This is a genomic window from Methylocystis bryophila (assembly GCF_027925445.1).
Classification (GTDB): Bacteria; Pseudomonadota; Alphaproteobacteria; order Rhizobiales; family Beijerinckiaceae; genus Methylocystis; species Methylocystis bryophila.
The window spans coordinates 2,737,579-2,754,456 of the sequence record NZ_AP027149.1; the positions used below are offsets into that span (position 1 = coordinate 2,737,579).

General features: G+C 62.5%; 12 protein-coding genes. 6 read left to right on the forward strand and 6 right to left on the reverse strand.

What is annotated here, in order from left to right; all coding sequences use genetic code 11:
- The 6 genes from QMG80_RS12755 to QMG80_RS12780 all read left to right on the forward strand — a co-directional run bounded on the left by QMG80_RS12755 (position 1) and on the right by QMG80_RS12780 (position 8,450).
- On the forward strand, positions 1-495 hold the full coding sequence (locus QMG80_RS12755; protein WP_085773149.1) for a TlpA family protein disulfide reductase: 495 nt from the start codon (positions 1-3) through the stop codon (positions 493-495).
- Between the two features lie 210 nt (positions 496-705).
- Positions 706-1,041, forward strand: a complete 336-nt coding sequence (locus tag QMG80_RS12760; RefSeq protein WP_158658885.1) for a hypothetical protein — start codon at positions 706-708, stop codon at positions 1,039-1,041.
- A 142-nt stretch (positions 1,042-1,183) separates the two neighbouring features.
- Entirely contained in the window at positions 1,184-3,856 is a 2,673-nt protein-coding gene (locus tag QMG80_RS12765; protein WP_085773151.1) for a TonB-dependent receptor, read from the forward strand.
- Positions 3,857-4,106: 250 nt separating this feature from the next.
- Positions 4,107-5,204: a histidine phosphatase family protein gene (locus QMG80_RS12770; RefSeq protein WP_085773152.1), complete on the forward strand. Its 1,098-nt coding sequence runs from the start codon at positions 4,107-4,109 to the stop codon at positions 5,202-5,204.
- Positions 5,205-5,916: 712 nt separating this feature from the next.
- Entirely contained in the window at positions 5,917-6,804 is an 888-nt protein-coding gene (locus QMG80_RS12775) for a DUF1259 domain-containing protein (protein WP_085773154.1), read from the forward strand.
- A 401-nt stretch (positions 6,805-7,205) separates the two neighbouring features.
- The gene (locus QMG80_RS12780; protein ID WP_085773155.1) at positions 7,206-8,450 is read left to right on the forward strand and encodes an AAA family ATPase; all 1,245 of its coding nucleotides are present in this window, start codon (positions 7,206-7,208) and stop codon (positions 8,448-8,450) included.
- A 622-nt stretch (positions 8,451-9,072) separates the two neighbouring features.
- On the opposite strand, the gene QMG80_RS12785 is transcribed toward QMG80_RS12780, so the two are convergent.
- The 6 genes from QMG80_RS12785 to fdhF all read right to left on the reverse strand — a co-directional run bounded on the left by QMG80_RS12785 (position 9,073) and on the right by fdhF (position 16,870).
- A complete protein-coding gene (locus tag QMG80_RS12785; RefSeq protein ID WP_085773156.1) occupies positions 9,073-10,215 on the reverse strand; it encodes a COG3904 family protein in 1,143 nt (380 codons plus the stop codon).
- Between the two features lie 141 nt (positions 10,216-10,356).
- Positions 10,357-12,486: a S9 family peptidase gene (locus tag QMG80_RS12790; protein ID WP_085773157.1), complete on the reverse strand. Its 2,130-nt coding sequence runs from the start codon at positions 12,484-12,486 to the stop codon at positions 10,357-10,359.
- A 174-nt stretch (positions 12,487-12,660) separates the two neighbouring features.
- Entirely contained in the window at positions 12,661-12,927 is a 267-nt protein-coding gene (locus QMG80_RS12795; protein ID WP_085773158.1) for a formate dehydrogenase subunit delta, read from the reverse strand.
- Entirely contained in the window at positions 12,917-13,174 is a 258-nt protein-coding gene (locus QMG80_RS12800; RefSeq protein ID WP_085773159.1) for a formate dehydrogenase subunit delta, read from the reverse strand. Before QMG80_RS12800 ends, QMG80_RS12795 begins: the two co-directional genes overlap by 11 nt.
- Entirely contained in the window at positions 13,164-13,994 is an 831-nt protein-coding gene (gene fdhD, locus QMG80_RS12805) for a formate dehydrogenase accessory sulfurtransferase FdhD (protein WP_085773160.1), read from the reverse strand. The genes QMG80_RS12800 and fdhD overlap by 11 nt, the downstream gene beginning before the upstream one ends.
- A complete protein-coding gene (fdhF, locus tag QMG80_RS12810; RefSeq protein ID WP_085773161.1) occupies positions 13,991-16,870 on the reverse strand; it encodes a formate dehydrogenase subunit alpha in 2,880 nt (959 codons plus the stop codon). The genes fdhD and fdhF overlap by 4 nt, the downstream gene beginning before the upstream one ends.
- Positions 16,871-16,878: the final 8 nt, after the last annotated feature.

Consider the following 16,878-nt stretch of genomic DNA (forward strand, 5'->3'; position numbering starts at 1 on the left):
ATGAAAGCCGGTCGCGCATCGCTTCTCGCCGGCTTTGTTGTGGCCCTCGGCTCTGTCATGGCCGCGCCGGAGCCCGCGTCGGCGCTCGACTTCCAGCCCTATGCGCGCGGCTCCTTCGCCGAGCTGCGCAAGGCGCATGCGGGCCGACCGCTCCTGGTGCATTTCTGGTCCGCGACCTGCGCGCCTTGCCTCGCGGAGCTTTCCGACTGGGCGCGGCTCGCGGCCGAGAAAAAAGGGATCGACATCATCTTCGTCAATGCGGACGGGGAGCACGACCGCGTGAAAGCCGGCGCGCGCTTGGAGAAGGCGGGACTCGCGGGTGCGGTCCAGTATGGCTTCGCCGATGATTTCCTTGACAGGCTTTTCTTCGAGGTCGATCCGATGTGGCGCGGCGAGCTTCCGTTCACGGCGATGATCGATGCGAGCGGCAAGATCATCACAGTGGCGGGGCTCCTGGACGATTCCACGATAGCGGCGTGGCTGAAATCGAATTGACGCGTTCGCGCGCGCTGCGAATGACTAATATGTGTCTTTGCGGCAACACTTGCTTGTGTCTTTGTTGCAACACCTTCCCGGAAAAATTTTCCCTTTGAAATTGGCATGTTGACCTTCGCCTACGCGTAAGTCACATGCTGTGATGTGAACACGAAGCCAACCAACATGCGGTCTCGAATGCGTGCGCTGGCGGCGTGCGTGGCGGCCTGCATGCTCCTGTTGCAAGGCTTCGCCTCTTCCTGCCAGGCTGCGCCCAGCTATTCGGGCGGCGCCGTCGCCTCAATGACAGCGCATCCGGAAGCGTCGCCCTGTCACGACGCCGGCGGCTCTCAGGCTCCGGCAAAAGTCTCGCATGATTGCTGCGCGCATTGCACGGCCGCTGGCCGTGACGCCGCAATGCAGCTGCTCGCCGCAGTTGTCGATTTCATCCTCGCGCCGACGCCGAGCGTCGTTGCTTTCGCCTTTTCTCGGCCCCTTGTCCGGAATCCTGTTCCCTTGGGACTGACGACGAGCTGGTCGTCGCGCGCGCCGCCTCGCGTCGGCTGACGAACGTCTGACCGTTCGACCCCGCGTCCCACGGCTCTCTTCCTAATCCGCTCACCGCAACGGCTCCGGCGCCGCGCGTTTCGCGCGCCGAAGGAGCGTTCGTATCGACGCGTCTTCATCGGCGCGGACGAAAGGATCGATTATGCATCGCCCCCGTCTCCTCACCAGCGTCTCCGTCTGCGCCCTCTTCGTTCTCGGCTCTAACGAGCTGCGCGCGCAGCAATCCTTGCCGTCGATCGACGTCGGCGCCGCGCGCGTGGTGCGCCCCCATAAGCCGCAACAGGCGCATCGCCCGAGTCTGGGGGCCACGCATAGCGCGCCCACCCACACGACCGCGCCGGTCGTCGCGACACACCCGGCGCCCGCGCCCGTCGCCGCCCCGGCGCCCGCGCCTGTCGCCGATGCGCTGGGTCATACCGACAAGCCCTTCAGCGGTTCCTACGTGCCCGCCAGCGTCGCCCATGTTGGAGACGTGGCCTCAGTGACCCAACGGCAGATCAGTGAGACCGTGAACGTCATGACGTCGTCGGAGACGATCCAAAATCTCCCGAGCACGCTCGTGCGCGAACGCTTCATCGGCGACCGCAATGCGACGATCCAGGGACGCATCAACAACCCTCAAGATAGCGCGCGCACGATGCTTTACGCAGACGGCGTGCTGCTCTCGAATTATCTCGGCAACAGCTACGCCTATCCGCCGCGCTGGAACATGGTGTCGCCTGTCGAGATCGAGCGCGTCGATGTGATGCAGGGTCCGTTCTCGGCGCTTTACGGCGGCAACTCGGAAAGCGGCGTCTACACGATCACGACGCGCATGCCGGAAACTTTCGAGTTTCACGCCGAAGGCAATTCTGCGCTGCAGTATTTCCACTGGTTCGAGGACAAGGAGACCGATCTTTCCGGGCACATGTCGGCAGCGCTCGGCGATCGCAAAGAGAATTTCTCGTACTGGGTGATCTACGACCGGCTCGACGCGCAGGGCCAGGCGCAGACCTTTTCTCAAAATCAATTCACAACCTCATGTGGAACGAAGTGCCTAAAAGCCTTCGGCGGCATGTTTGCCCCTTACGTGGGGGGCGGCACGGCCGCCAATGGGTTCCCGACCCCTGGCGGGACTCTGGGCAATATCGCCGGCAGCGCCGGCGCCGACCACAGCCAGCAACACTTCGGCAAGGTCAAGCTCGCCTATGACTTCACGCCAGCGGTGCGCGCGACCTGGCAGACCGGCTTCTGGTCCCTGGTCGACGATACTTTCGTCCAACCGTACATGTACACGACGAGTGGCGTGCCGCTTTACGGCCTCGGCAGCGGAATCAAGATCAATGACGGCCCCTATGGCTCTTACACGCTGGGCGCCCTGAACCCGACGCATTCCAACGCGTCGCACATGATGAACACGGCGGAATTCAAGAGCGACACGAAGGGCTTCTTCGATTTCGACCTCGTGGGCACGCAATATAATTTTCTGCGCGACTATACTAACACCTATTCGCAATATGGCTTCCTGCCGACCGCCGTTAACGCGGCAGGCAACGTCACCGCTTGGAACATCAACCCGACCGGCTCGAACGTCAATCAGGGCGGCAATTTTTGGCGCACCTTCGATGGGCGCTTCATCGCGCGCCCCGAGCAGGATCTGCTCGGCAAGCACATCCTTTCCTTCGGCCTAAGCGATTGGCTCTATTCGCTGAACAGCGTGCAGACCAACACCAATGTCGCGACGTCAAACTATTATTATGACATCCAAACCATCAACTACGGCAAGACGAACACGCGGAGCGCCTACATTCAGGACGAGTGGAAGTTCCATCCGGACTGGCGTCTCACCCTGGGCGCGCGCGGCGATTGGTGGACCGCCTTCGAAGGCGCAAATGACAGCCTGGGCAATGTCACCAAGTTGAACAGAACCACGCTTGCTCTCTACCCCAAGGCGTACAAGGGCGCCTTCTCGCCCAAGAGCGCGCTGGAGTGGCAGGTGACCCCCGAATTCCTGCTCCGAGGCTCGATCGATAGAGCTTATCGCTTCCCGACCGTCTCCGAGATGTTCCAGGCGATCTCGACTCCCAATACGGTCGTCTTCAACAATCCCAATCTGCAGCCTGAATCCATGACCTACTACGATCTCAGCGGCGAATATCATTGGCGCAACGCTTTCGACGGAGCCGCTGAAATGCTCACGCCGCGGGTCAGCTTTTTCAATGTGGACGCCTGGGATTACATGTACACCCAATCCAACACAGTCGGCGCCACCACATTTTCTCAGACCATCAATATCAACAAGGTTCACTTCCACGGCATAGAAGGGCTCTTGACCGCGAACGGCCTCGGTTGGCATGGGCTCAACGGCGAGTTCAGCGCGACCTTCACGGACACCAAAATGCTTTCGGATAAGCTGGCGCCGTGGTTTGACGGCAATCAGGTCCCTCGCATCCCTCGCATTCGCCTGCGGGGAACCATCAGCTACTCTCCGGACGACAAATTCTCCATCGGCGCCTCCATGCGCTTCGCGACGGGCGCTTTCGTCAGTCTCGCGAATACCGATTTCAGCCATGACTCCTATGGCAGCACGGACAGCTCCTATCTCGTCTTCGACGCGAAAGCGCAGTACAAAATCGCGCCAGGCTGGACCGCGACCGCCGGCGTCAACAATATCGGCAACAACAAAGCCCTGGTTAATCCCAATCCCTACCCCGAGCGCACTTTCTTTCTCGGGCTCAAATACGATATCGGCGGCCCGAGGCAGGACGTCGTCGGCGTGAGCGCTGCGGATCTGAGCGGCGGGGCCAGCGATCAGTCGTCCACGATCCATCGATAGAGCTTTCCGACTCGCGCGCCGCGTCGTCGGGCGAGAGCCGGTCACGCGGCGCGCGATGGGCCTGACGTTTTTTTGCGGCTCGCTCCCGAGTTCCGCCGTCAGCTTTCCCGCGCGGGGAGGCTTTGTCTCAGACGAAAGGGGGAGGATTGAGGCCTTTCGGCTTGCCACGCGGGGCAAATAGGCCGATAGGCGAGCGCTGGACTGATCCCTGGCGCCTGCGATCGCCTCTTCTCCGGAAAATTCGTCCGACATGCCCCGCACGCTGCTCTGCCTCGCCCGCCATGGCGAGACGAATTGGAATCTCGAGAGGCGCTTCCAGGGTCAGCTCGACATAGCCTTGAACTACAAGGGACGCATGCAAGCGGCGGCGCTCGACGCGGAGCTCGCCGAACGTTCCTTCGTTCGCGTCTATTCGAGCGATCTTATCCGCGCCATAGAGACGGCGAGCCCGCATGCGGCGCGGCGCGGTCTCGCCCTGACGCAAAGGCCGGAATTAAGGGAGAAGCACGACGGCCTCTGGCATGGCTTGAGCCATGAGGAGGTCGCGGCGCGCTATCCTGAGGACTATCGGCATTACCTGGATCGCCGCGCCGATTATGCCGCCCCAGGCGGCGAGACGCTCATGCGCTTCGCGGCGCGCGTGCGCGCCGGCTTGACCAAAATTGCCAGCGCCCATCCCGGCGAGACGCTGCTCGTCGTGGTGCATGCCGGCGTGCTCGACATCGCCTGGCGCGTGGCGATGGAGAAGCGCCTCGACGAGCCGCGCGTGCTCCCCGCGCTCAACGCCGCGCCGAACTGGTTCGTCTTCGAGAACGAAAAATGGTCGCTCCTCGATTGGGCGCAGGCCGACAAACGCAAGCCCATCGTCGCGCCCTACGAGACGATCGCGCTCGCGCGACGCGAGGCTTCGCGGGTGCTGCTCGTCAATCCGAAGGGCGAGACCTTGCTGATCAAATTCGCAAGCCGCATTCTGCCCGACGTCGCCGCGCGGGGCTATGAGCACTTTTGGGGACAGCCCGGCGGCGCGCGCGAAGCCGGGGAGAGTTTTGAAGCTTGCGCCGCGCGCGAGCTCTACGAGGAGACCGGGCTTTCGGGCGTCGATGTCGGCGCCGCCGTCGCGTCGCGCGAGTTCCCCTTGCTGCTGCCGGGCGGCTGGGTGCAGGGCGTCGAGCGCTATTTTCTCGTGCGCTGCCCGACCTTCGAGCCCCAATTGGGAGCGCTCACCGAGAGTGAAGCGTCCTATGTGCTGGGCTGGAAGTGGTGGAGCAAGGAAGAGATCGCCGCCTCGCGCGAGCTTATCTATCCCGAAGCCCTAGCGAATCTGCTCGACAATGTGGGCGTGGGGTAAGCCATTCCGGGCGTGTCAAACCCCAAAGTTAGAGCCCTGTCGTCGAGCTTGACTTTCATTTCCAAAGCGTCAGATTCCTCCTCCATGGGGAAGCGGTCTCCCCTTTAGGCGACATGCCCAAGCATCGCGTCCAACCCATTCCGTGGGGACGCTGGTGCATGTCTGATCTCCCTCATAATATCGACGATAATGTTGGGAGGCGGCCGCAGCCCCAAGCGCCGCTTTCTGCGCATCGTAGCGCGCCTGCACACGCCCTATCGCTGGCTGAAGCGCTTCGCGTTTGCCACCTATGTAGGTTGACTGAGGCGCTGGGCCCTCGGCGTCCTCAACTCCGGCTGACTCTTCATTTTCCCGGGGCGATCGCGACTGACGCCGTCGTCGCAGTCATTCTGAGCCTCGCTAACTGGTCTGCAGTCCGACTCGTCTTTCGACGCGCCGGTTCTCAGCAGCATCGATTGCCGGAACTTTGCGCACTTGGACGCCGCTACGCTTGCGATCTTCAGGCTCGGGCTCGGCATGCTACCAACATTGGCGGGTTCTTGCGTTGTAGCGACAGGTATTTTTCTCGCGGGTGCGCGCTTAGCCAATTATCTCCAAAAGTTGATAGACTTCTGTTGCTAGAATTTGCTCAAATAATTCTGACTTTCATGACTTTTTTTCGCTCGAATGATTCCATTCAGGTCGAGAAAGCGTGAGAAGAAAGGAAGAGATCATGAAGACAGCATTCCTCACCCTCGCTACAGCAGCGCGGCTTGTATCCGCGTCTGCCGCGATCGCGGAAACAGACTGGTCACAAGTCGATTCCGCGATCGGCAAAAAGTCCACGGTGACGGGAACCGTCCATAGATACGGCCTGCCGCGTAGCGATCTTCACGTCGTACTTGACGGCGTCAGCATCAAGCCGGGCCTCGCCCTTGGGGGCTGGATCGCGTTCGAGCCGAGGGGGCTTGAGGCTATGATGATGGGCGATCTCGTGCTGATCGAAGCCGAGGTCAATCCGGTGATGCGGGCGCTGCTGGCGAACGGCGTCGAGGTCAGCGCCGTCCATAACCATCTTCTGCGCGCCAGCCCCCCGACCTTCTACATGCACGTCGCCGCGCATGGCGATCCGGTGAAGCTGGCGAAAATTCTTCGGGAAGCCCTCGCGGAAACGAAAACGCCTTTCGAGAGTCCCTCTGCTTCTGTCGGCGAGCCGCCAAAAATTGCCTTCGATACGGCGCAAGTCGACGATGCGCTCGGCTTCCAAGGCAAGAACAACGGCGGCGTCTATCAATTCAGCATTCCGAAGGCCGATCAGGTGAAGGCTGACGGCGCCACGGTGTCCCCGGCCATGGGGATCGCCAATGTCATCAACTTCCAATCCACGAGCGATGGCAGGGCCGCAATAACGGGGGATTTCGTCGCCACGGCAAAAGAAGTGGAGCCGCTGCTGAAAGCGCTTCAGTCAAACGGGATCGAGGTCACGGCCGTGCACAACCACATGCTCGACGAGGAGCCTCGGCTTTACTTCGTTCATTTCTGGGCGACTGAGGACGCCGTGAGATTGGCGCGAGGGCTGCGCGCCGGGCTCGACGCCGTCCACGCCCTGGGAAAGGGCTGATCGCTGCGCCAGCCCCCGGTAGCCGCGCCCTCTCCCGCGAATCGGCGAGGGCAGGGGAGGGGTTCACGCCTCCTCGCCGCCCCACCCCACGCACATCAGCGCGAAGGCCCATTCGAGCGCCGTCTCTTCCAGGGACTCGAAGCGGCCCAGGGGAAACGGCGGTGCATAAGCGTTGAAAAGAATGTAAGGTTCCGTATTGGAATGGACGGCGGGTCGAGACCGCCTTTAGACGCAACGCGTGGAGGCGAGGTGCGGGCGTTTGCGTGATTGGCTACGACCCTCGGGAGCGGCTGGATGATGCGCATGAGCGCCACACACGGCGATGTCGCCTGGGGCTCGAATGAGGAGCGCTCGCCCCGGTTGAGAGGTTTCATCACCCCTTCGGGCGTCGAGCTTCATTTATGACCTCGATCCTTGCAAAATTGAATCGTCTCATGCCGATCTTCATGGCGGCGATCGGGATATTGGCGTTCGTACAGCTGCTCGGCTATCTTGGACAATGGCTATCCAAGTCTCCTCTGGCTAGCTGGGTTGATCGGCATGCTGAGGTGATAGAGTGGACTCTTGCCGTTGCAGCTGCAGTATCGGTTTCGCTTGCGCTTCTCGGGTGGCTGCGAGCGACGGGGCGAATGCCAAAAATTTTGACGCGTTGGACAGGGCTTATGGACGTTCTCGACAGGTTGACCAATCGTCGTGAGCTTGAACTGCGACTGCAGTCGAAGCCGCAGGCGGTCTTCATCGACGCCGATGCGCTTGCGCGGGCGCTGAAATCGCAGGTGGTTGGGCAGGATGCGATTTGCGACGACGTCGCCGCCCAAATCCGTAGACGGCTCGCCTTGCAGCAGCGCGGCAAGCCTGTGGGGGTGTTCCTCTTCGCAGGGCCGCCAGGCGCAGGAAAAACTTATTTAGGCAAAGTGCTTGCGGACGCGCTCGATCGCAAGTTGATCCATCTTGATATGACCCAATATTCTAGCGCCGGCTTAGCTGCGACCTCTTTGTTCGGTTCGCCAAAGGGCTACGTAGGCTCTGACTCCTACGGCAAATTGACTGGCGCATTGCGTGACACTCCGAATGCGGTGGTCTTGCTGGACGAATTCGAAAAGGCGCATTCGAACGTCCACAAGAATTTCTTGACCGCTTGGAATGACGGCTTTATCACCGAAGCGTCTAACGAAAACCATATAGGCACTACGGCGGCAATTTTTATTCTCACGACCAATGCTGCGGTTGATGCGCTGGCGATAATTAGCCGAGAGTTTGCAAAGTCTCCGGACGATATACGCCGCCACGCGGACGCTGCTTTGCGTTCCGCCGGCTTCGCGCCGGAAGTCCTGAGCCGGATTGATCGCATATTTGTATTCAATCCATTGGTGGATCTCGACATCGCCCGAGTGGCCGCCTTGGAGATCGAGCGTATGATCAAACAGTACGGCCTCGACGTGAGGGAAGGAGGCATCGACCCGCAGATACTTGTCGATCTCATGACGCGCCAGAAGAAGCTCGGCAATTGCGCATCGTCGCGCGACCTAGTTCGCGCAATCGAAGAATCCGTCGCCGACTCGCTGATTGAGGCCAAGCAGCGTGGCGTGCAAAGCATCAACCTGATCGACGCAGCCGGGCGCGTCGTGGCGCAGGCCGCGGACTGAGCGCGTGCCTTCACAGTTGCGGAGCGGCGCGCAACCAGCGCAATCAGCACAGCCGGAACCGTCGACGCAAACGCTCTGGTCGACGGCGCCCACTTGGCGGCGGCTGGTAATCGGGTCGGCCATGCTAACTTCGCTCGCGGCAAGCGCGCCCGCCTGGCTGCCCCACTCCGACATCCAGTCAGGGGCGTCCGCTGTCGGTTCCAAGAGTCAATCGGAACGAACGCAGCAAGACTGCGCTGCGCAACTGGCTCTCAGACAGATACCGGATGCTCCTCAGCATATCATGGCGCGCGTAATCAGCACCATTACCCCGGAGGCGGTTCTGGCGGCGACAGCGAGAGTTGAGGCCCGTCTTGGCGCAAAGGTGAACCCCGCTTATCTCGATTGGCCTCACGTAGATACGGTAACATCCTTGACGGGCATGGAAACAATCGCGGCGGTTCCTCCCGCCATGACCGTCAAGGTAGGCGATCTAATCGAACTAAATTCGCGTTACAGGGATCATAGTCTGCCTTGCCATTTCATTCCTTGGACGGTCAGTCGGGTGCTCGAACGCTAGGTCAATTGGTCGTCCCTGGGGACCCTGAAAACGCCACGCCGGAACGCCGTCGCGAACGGAGTCTCAGCGCGGGTTGATGATCAGGTTCGGGATATAATGGCATGGCAATGAGGAATCGAGGCGGCCACCTTCGTATTTGACCCGGTCGCCCGGATCGACCTTCATCCTCACGGGAACGAGCGCGACGACCTGATGTCCATTCTCTGCGCCGTCGATACGGATTAACGCTCTTCTATTGCCAAGAAAATTCGGGTTGATCGCCAGCTTCGTGCGCGCCTGAGTCGCCTGCAACAATTGGATGGCCTGCTCGGTGTTCAGGAATCCGACAACAACGCCGCTTCCCCCCTGCCAGTTAGGCATTGTCGCTCCGGCTCCGCACGCCGTCGTTTGCGGCTGCGGGGCGGCGGCCTCGCCCGTCGAGCCGTTCGAGAGTTTTCTGGCGCCATGTAGCAGCTTCTCAATCTCATCAGCGCTGAGCGGCCGCAGCTTGTCGTCTGTTTGCCCTTCCGCCAGGTCCACGACCGCTGGATCCACGCCCATCTCTTTGGCGTAATCGGTCAAAACCCGGCGCATCTTCCCGTCGTCATGTTGTTTCGAGGTCGTGTTTTCAGACTGCATCGGCAGGTACATGCGCATTAGGGCGACGACGCTCTCCTTCGGCACGATCCGCTGCACGGCGCCCATCAGCGCATAGACGCAGGCCGCGATACACTGACCGCCGATCGGCTGTGCGGCGCCCGCCTCCGTAGCTTTTGCGCGCCCCACGATCACGATCGCGTTGACGCGACGCAGCAACCTGCCAATCCGCATCGCCGCGGCGACGCTTCCGCCCGGCGAACTTAGAAGCACGACCAAACGCAGATTTCGCTGACCCAGCTGCGATCGCATGAAGGCCAGCAGGGATTGCGGCGACGTTTCAACAATGCCGCCGACAGCCGTGAACACTCTCGGGCACTCGGTTGTGCAGTTACCGCTCTGTAATTGCACAAGATCGAAAGTCATGTCAGGAACAGCCGCTTGAGTCGGCTCAGTTCGTCCGGCACAAGCAATGCCGAAGATCAGCGCTGCGGCTAACCGCCATTGAAGCATGCAGCCAGCGAAAGGAAGAAAACTTCGCTGTATCGAATTCCTCAGATGCTGAACGATGGTCGGCAACCTCTGTCCAGAGATCAAGGAGCGCGAGGACAGCACCGGATCGGCGCTCATTGCTGTTTCCGTCGGAGGCTCGGGATTATTGTGGGACTGGGCGGGTCGAGATGCAGAGGCAGCCTCACGACTCTCTGCAATAGTAACCCTCAGATTTCCAGAGATTCCATGCAATAGCGTAAGAGGCTAGGGTGGGGGCTCTCACGCCTCCTCGCCGCCCCACCCCACGCACATCAGCGCGAAGGCCCATTCGAGCGCCGTCTCTTCCAGGGACTCGAAGCGGCCCGAGGCGCCCGCATGTCCCGCGCCCATTTGCGTCTTGAGCAGCACGGGTCCGCCTCCCGTCATTGTCGCACGCAGCTTCTGGACCCACTTCAGCGGCTCCCAATAGGTCACGCGCGGGTCGGTCAGTCCGGCGAGCGCCAGGATTGGTGGATAGTTTTGCGCCGCGACATTGTCGTAGGGGGAATAGCTCGCGAGCCGCGCGAAGGCCGTAGCGTCCTCGATCGGATTGCCCCATTCGAGCCATTCCGGCGGCGTCAGCGGCAGATCCGCGCGCAGCATCGTGTTCAGCACGTCGACGAAGGGCACCTCGGCGATGACGCCGGCAAAGAGCTCCGGCGCCATGTTGACGACGGCGCCCATCAGCATGCCTCCGGCAGAGCCGCCTTGCGCGACGATCGCGCCCGCGCGCGTGAAGCCGGCGTCGATGAGCGCGCGCGCGCAGGCGATGAAGTCGGAAAAGCTGTTCGGCTTATGGTCGAGCTTGCCGTTCTCGTACCAATTCCAGCCGCGCTCCGTGCCGCCGCGAACATGCGCGAGCGCGTAGACGAATCCGCGATCGACAAGCGAAAGCACATCGGGATCGAATTCCGCGTCGAGCGAATGGCCGTAGGCCCCATAGCCATAAAGCAGCAGCGGCGCCCCTTCGCCCGGCTCGAAGCCCTTACGGTGTAGGAGCGTGATGGGCACGCTTTCGCCGTCGGGGGCCTTCGCCGAGATCCGTCTCGCGACATAATTCTCGGGGTCGTGACCGCTTGGAATCTCCTGACGTTTGATGAGGACGCGCTGACGCGTCGTCATGTCGTAATCGTAGGTCTCCTCGGGCGTCGTCGGCGAGGAATAGACAAATCGCAACGTCGTCGTGTCGAATTCGAGCCCGGGCTCGAGCGCGAGGGAATAGGCCTCCTCCTCGAAGGCGATGGCGTGCTCCGCGCCGCTCTCGATCTCGCGGATGACGAGGCGCGGCAGCGCGTTCTCCCGCTCGATCCAGACGAGATGGCGCGCATAGACGGTCATGGCGACGAGCATGCGCCCCTTGCGATGAGGAACGACGACGCGCCAATCCGCACGCGACGACGAGCCGAGCGGCGCTGAAAAAATCGCGAAATCCTCGGCGCCGTCGGCATTGGCGAGGATGAAGATCTGCTCGCCATGCGGCTCGACATCATAGCGCAGGCGGCTTTCGCGCGGCGCGACCCGGCGCGGCGGCGCGTTTTCGTCCGCAAGATCGATGAGATGGCATTCGCTCGCGTCGTGCCCGTGGATCGTGACGACGCCGAAACGTCCGCAGCGGCTTTCGGAAAGCGAGACGAACCAGGCGGGATCGCGCTCCTCGATGACGAGCCGATCCTCGCGCTGCCGCGCGCCAATCCTATGCATCTGGACCGCGTCCGTGCGGTGACTGTCATCGACGCGGACGTAGTAAAAGCTCGTCCCGCCGAGGCTCCAGACGATGGAGCCGTCCGTCTCGAGAACCACATCGGCGCGATCTTGCCCGTCGCTCAAGGCGCGCGTGCGGACGGCGTAAAGCTCCGAGCCCTTGTCGTCCACGCTCCAGGCAAGTGCGGCATGGTCGCGGGAATGCGCGGCGTCGCCGATCTCGAAAAAGTCGTGGTCTTTGGCGAGCGCTTCCGCGTCGAGCAAAATTTCCTCGTCGCCGCCGCCGCGCGGACGCCGGCAAATCAGCGGATGTTCCCCGCCTGCGCGATAGCGCTGGTAATAAGAGTAGGGGCCGTCGGGCGCGGGCGGATCGGCGTCGTCCTCCTTGATGCGACCGCGCATTTCCGCGAGGAGGGTTTTGCGCAGCGCTTTGGCGGGGACGAGCGCCTGGTCGCAATGCGCGTTCTCGGCTTTGAGCAGCTTGCCGATCTCGCCGGGCAGGGAGCTGGGATCGCGTAGCGCCTCGCGCCAATTCTTCGCCGCGAGCCAGGCGTAGTCATCCTCGATCATGCGGCCGTGGAAGCTTCGCCGCATTGGCTTTCGCTCGGCGCAGGGCGGGGTCGACTGCGCGAAGGACGAGGCAGAGTCGCGAGGGCCGCCAGCGGACATGAATTTCTCCTCAAGCATTTAGGCGCGCGCCGAAGCGCATGTGTCGGAGAAAACCCGGAGCGAGCTTTCGCAAAGGTGAGCGCCAAGAAGCGCTCAGAGCCTTCAATGAAGCGCTCAGAGCCTTCAATATAGAATATGACGCTCCCCAGAAAACCGCATCGCGCTCTAAGGGGTTCAGCCGTCCTCGCCGCCCGAGCGCATGCTGGAGCCGCGGCATCCGCCCGGACGCGTGAGACGCTTGACGGCTTCGAGCGCCGTGGGATTCAAGCCCTCTCCGCCGTCGGCGACATAGTCGATGATGCCGGCGCGCATGCGCGGGTCCCAGAACTTTCTCAAATGGTCCGCGGCGGAGGCGGCCCGGTCCCCTGACTTCTGCGCCGAGAAGAACTGCCCGATCTGATTGGCCATCTTCACCAGCGTCTCGACCGAATTATGCGCCATGCGGTTGCACCTGCTTCGCTATGGTGTCGTCTTCAGAAATGCGTCTGACGGCCCCGAGCGCAATGGGGTTCAATCCGTCTCCGCCCTTCGCGACATGATCGACGATTTTCAAGCGCATGCGGGACGGCCAAAATCGTTTGAGATGGTCGGCAGTGTCCGCGATCTGGTCGCCGGACTTTTGGGCGGAAAAGAACTGGCCGATCTGATTGGCCATTCTCACCAAAGTGTCGATCGAACTATGCGACATGGGCTGGAGCCGGCTCCACGATGCGTTCGGGGTGGGTAAAGACTTCGAAGTCTCGCCCTCGCATTACCGCGACGAGCGTCATGCCGCAAGCTTCAGCGGTCCGAACCGCGAGCGCCGTCGGCGCCGAGATCGCCGCGATGACCGGCGCGCCGATGCGCGCCGCCTTCTGGATGAGTTCGACAGACACGCGGCTTGTCATCAGCACGACGCCGTCCTTGCCCGACACGCGTCTTCGCAGGAGCGCGCCGACGAGCTTGTCGAGCGCATTGTGGCGCCCCACATCCTCGCGCAGCATCAAGAGATCATCGGAGGGGCGCCAGAAAGCGGCGCCATGCACGGCGCGCGTCTGCTGATTGAGCGTCTGGCTGTCCGACAGGCGCTCCATCGCTCGGACCATCTCCGTGGCCTGCACCTGAAAGCCTTCCCCGACCCTTGGCGGCTCTCGGATCGCCTGCTCCAGGCTTTCCACGCCGCAGAGCCCGCATCCCGTCGGCCCCGCCATAGAGCGTCGCCGCGCGGCGTATTGGCGTTGGCCTTCGCCGGGCAGCCAGCTGCGCAACTCGACGCCCAAATCGCTCGCGACGATTTCGACCTCCAGCGCCCCCGCCTCGGCGTCGATCAAGCCTTCCGTCAGCGCGAAGCCGGCGGCGAAATCCTCGAGGTCGGCGGGAGTCGCCATCATCACGGCATGGGTCGAGCCGCCATAGGTGAACGCGATCGGCGTCTCCTCGGGGAGCAGGCGAGACCCCGGCGTGAGCTCGTCGTGGCGGCGCGCGAGGCACGCCGCCATTGCAACGGGCGCAGGAACGCCTTCGCTCATTCCGCGGCTTCGATCCCCGTCTCGATGCGGCGGCTCGCCTCGGACAGGGCGGCGTATCGCTCCTGCCAGTCGGAAGGACCGTTCGTCGGTGACACCTGCACAGCGGTCACCTTGTATTCCGGGCAATTGGTCGCCCAGTCGGAATTGTCGGTGGTGATGACGTTGGCCTGGCTCTGCGGATGATGGAAGGTCGTGTAAACCACGCCGGGCGCCATGCGCGCGCTGATCTTGGCGCGCAGCGACGCCTCGCCGGCGCGGCTCTGCACGCGCACCCAGTCGCCGTCCTTGACCCCGCGTTCCTCAGCGTCATGCGGGCTGATCTCCAGAACGTCCTCGGGATGCCAGCTGCTGTTCTCCGTGCGGCGGGTCTGCGCGCCGACGTTGTATTGCGAGAGAATGCGCCCCGTCGTCAGCAGCAGCGGGAATCGCGGTCCGGTCTTTTCGTCCGTCGGCACATATTCGGTGATGACGAACTTGCCCTTGCCGCGCGCGAATTTGTCGATGTGCATGATCGGCACGCCATGCGGGTGCTCGTCATTGCAGGGCCATTGAACCGAGCCCTCCTCTTCGAGGCGTTTGAACGAGACTCGGCGGAAGCTCGGGGTCAGGCGCGCGATCTCGTCCATGATCTCGCTCGGGTGCTTGTAGTCCCAGTCGAGACCCATGGCCTTCGCGATGAGCTGGGTGATCTCCCAGTCGCCATAGCCATTCTTGGGGCTCATCACCTTGCGCACGAGCTGAATGCGGCGCTCCGCGTTGGTGAAGGTGCCGTCCTTCTCGAGGAAGGTCGCGCCCGGCAGGAACACATGGGCGTAGTTCGCCGTCTCGACCAGGAAGAGATCTTGCACGACGACGAGGTCCATGGCCGCAAGACCCGCGGACACATGCTTGGTGTTCGGGTCCGACTGCAGAATGTCCTCGCCCTGGACGTAGAGGCCCTTAAAGGTGCCGTCGATCGCCGCATCGAACATGTTGGGGATGCGCAGGCCCGGCTCCGCGTCGAGCTTCACTCCCCATTCTTGCTCGAAGGCTTCACGCGCGGCTTCGTTCGAGATGTGCTGATAGCCCGGCAGCTCGTGCGGGAAAGAGCCCATGTCGCAGGAGCCCTGCACATTGTTTTGGCCGCGCAGCGGGTTCACGCCGACGCCTCGCCGGCCGAGATTGCCCGTGGCCATCGCCAGATTGGCGATGCCCATGACGGTCGTCGACCCCTGGCTATGCTCGGTGACGCCGAGGCCGTAGTAGATCGCGGCGTTGCCGCCCGTGGCGTAAAGGCGCGCGGCGGCGCGCACGTCCGCAGCCGGCACGCCCGTGAATTTCTCGGTCGCCTCCGGGCTGTTGCGTTCCTCGGCGACGAAGGCCGCCCAGTCCAGATATTCGTCCTTGTTGCAGCGCTCGCGCACGAAAGTCTCGTTGACGAGTCCTTCGGTCACGATCACATGCGCGAGCGCGGTCACGATGGCGACGTTCGTTCCGGGCTTGATCGGCAGGTGGTAATCGGCTGCGATGTGCGGCGAGCGCACGAGATCGATCTTGCGAGGATCGATGACAATGAGCTTCGCGCCATCACGCAGCCTCGCCTTCATGCGCGAGCCGAAGACCGGATGTGCGTCGGTCGGATTGGCGCCGATGACGACGATGACGTCGGCGTCGTCGACCGAGTCGAAATCCTGCGTGCCGGCCGAGGTGCCGAAGGCCTGGTTGAGGCCATAGCCGGTCGGCGAATGGCAGACGCGCGCGCAAGTGTCGGTATTGTTGTTGCCAAAGCCCGCGCGGGCGAGCTTCTGGACGAGAAAGCTCTCCTCGTTCGTGCAGCGCGAGGAGGTGATGACGCCAACCGAATCCTTGCCGTATTTGGCTTGGACCTCCTTGAAGCGCCGCGCCGTGAAGGCGATCGCCTCCTCCCAGGAGACGATGCGCCAGGGCTCGGTGATCTGGTCGCGGATCATCGGCTCGAGCAGGCGATCCTTGTGATGCGCGTAGCCATAGGCGAAGCGGCCCTTGATGCAGCTATGGCCGTGGTTCGCCTTGCCGTCCTTCCACGGAACCATGCGCACGACTTCCTCGCCGCGCATTTCCGCCTTGAAGGCGCAGCCGACGCCGCAATAGGCGCAGGTCGTCACCGCCGAGTGCTCCGGCTGGCCGACCTCGACGACCGACTTCTCGATGAGCGTCGCGGTGGGGCAGGCCTGCACGCAGGCGCCACAGGAGACGCATTCGGATTCCATGAAGGCTTCCGACATGCCGGGGGAAACGCGGCTCTCGAATCCGCGGCCGGCGATCGTCAGCGCGAAGGTGCCCTGCACCTCCTCGCAAGCGCGCACGCAGCGATTGCAGACGATGCATTTCGACGGGTCGTAGCTGAAGTAGGGGTTTGACTCGTCCTTCGGCAGCCATTCGAAATTCGCTTCGCCGCTGTTGCGCGCGAAGACGTGATTGGCGCCGTCATAGCCGTAGCGGACTTCGCGCAGACCGACCGCGCCGGCCATGTCCTGCAGCTCGCAGTCGCCATTGGCTGCGCAGGTCAGGCAGTCGAGCGGGTGATCTGAAATATAGAGCTCCATGACGCCGCGCCGGACCGCCTTGAGGCGCGGCGTCTGCGTGTGAACCGTAATCCCGGGCGCGACCGGCGTCGTGCAGGAGGCCGGCAGGCCGCCGCGGCCTTCGATCTCGACGAGACAGAGGCGGCAGGAGCCGAAGGCCTTGATGCTGTCTGTAGCGCAAAGCTTGGGAATCTCATTGCCGACCTGCATCGCCGCGCGCATGATCGACGTGCCTTCCGGCACGGTGACCGACTGGCCGTCAATGGTCAAAGTCACCATATTCTGAGACTGCGAGGCCGGCGTGCCATAGTCGATTTCTTTAATGACGCTCATGGCGTTAG

Coding starts and splice junctions, on each gene's coding strand:
- QMG80_RS12770 (WP_085773152.1), top strand. CDS start 4,107: ATGCCCCGCACGCTGCTCTGCCTCGCCCGCCATGGCGAGACGAATTGG.
- QMG80_RS12795 (WP_085773158.1), bottom strand. CDS start 12,927: ATGGCGCATAATTCGGTCGAGACGCTGGTGAAGATGGCCAATCAGATC.
- QMG80_RS12755 (WP_085773149.1), top strand. CDS start 1: ATGAAAGCCGGTCGCGCATCGCTTCTCGCCGGCTTTGTTGTGGCCCTC.
- QMG80_RS12765 (WP_085773151.1), top strand. CDS start 1,184: ATGCATCGCCCCCGTCTCCTCACCAGCGTCTCCGTCTGCGCCCTCTTC.
- QMG80_RS12775 (WP_085773154.1), top strand. CDS start 5,917: ATGAAGACAGCATTCCTCACCCTCGCTACAGCAGCGCGGCTTGTATCC.
- QMG80_RS12785 (WP_085773156.1), bottom strand. CDS start 10,215: ATGAGCGCCGATCCGGTGCTGTCCTCGCGCTCCTTGATCTCTGGACAG.
- QMG80_RS12760 (WP_158658885.1), top strand. CDS start 706: ATGCTCCTGTTGCAAGGCTTCGCCTCTTCCTGCCAGGCTGCGCCCAGC.
- QMG80_RS12790 (WP_085773157.1), bottom strand. CDS start 12,486: ATGTCCGCTGGCGGCCCTCGCGACTCTGCCTCGTCCTTCGCGCAGTCG.
- fdhF (WP_085773161.1), bottom strand. CDS start 16,870: ATGAGCGTCATTAAAGAAATCGACTATGGCACGCCGGCCTCGCAGTCT.
- QMG80_RS12800 (WP_085773159.1), bottom strand. CDS start 13,174: ATGTCGCATAGTTCGATCGACACTTTGGTGAGAATGGCCAATCAGATC.
- fdhD (WP_085773160.1), bottom strand. CDS start 13,994: ATGAGCGAAGGCGTTCCTGCGCCCGTTGCAATGGCGGCGTGCCTCGCG.
- QMG80_RS12780 (WP_085773155.1), top strand. CDS start 7,206: ATGACCTCGATCCTTGCAAAATTGAATCGTCTCATGCCGATCTTCATG.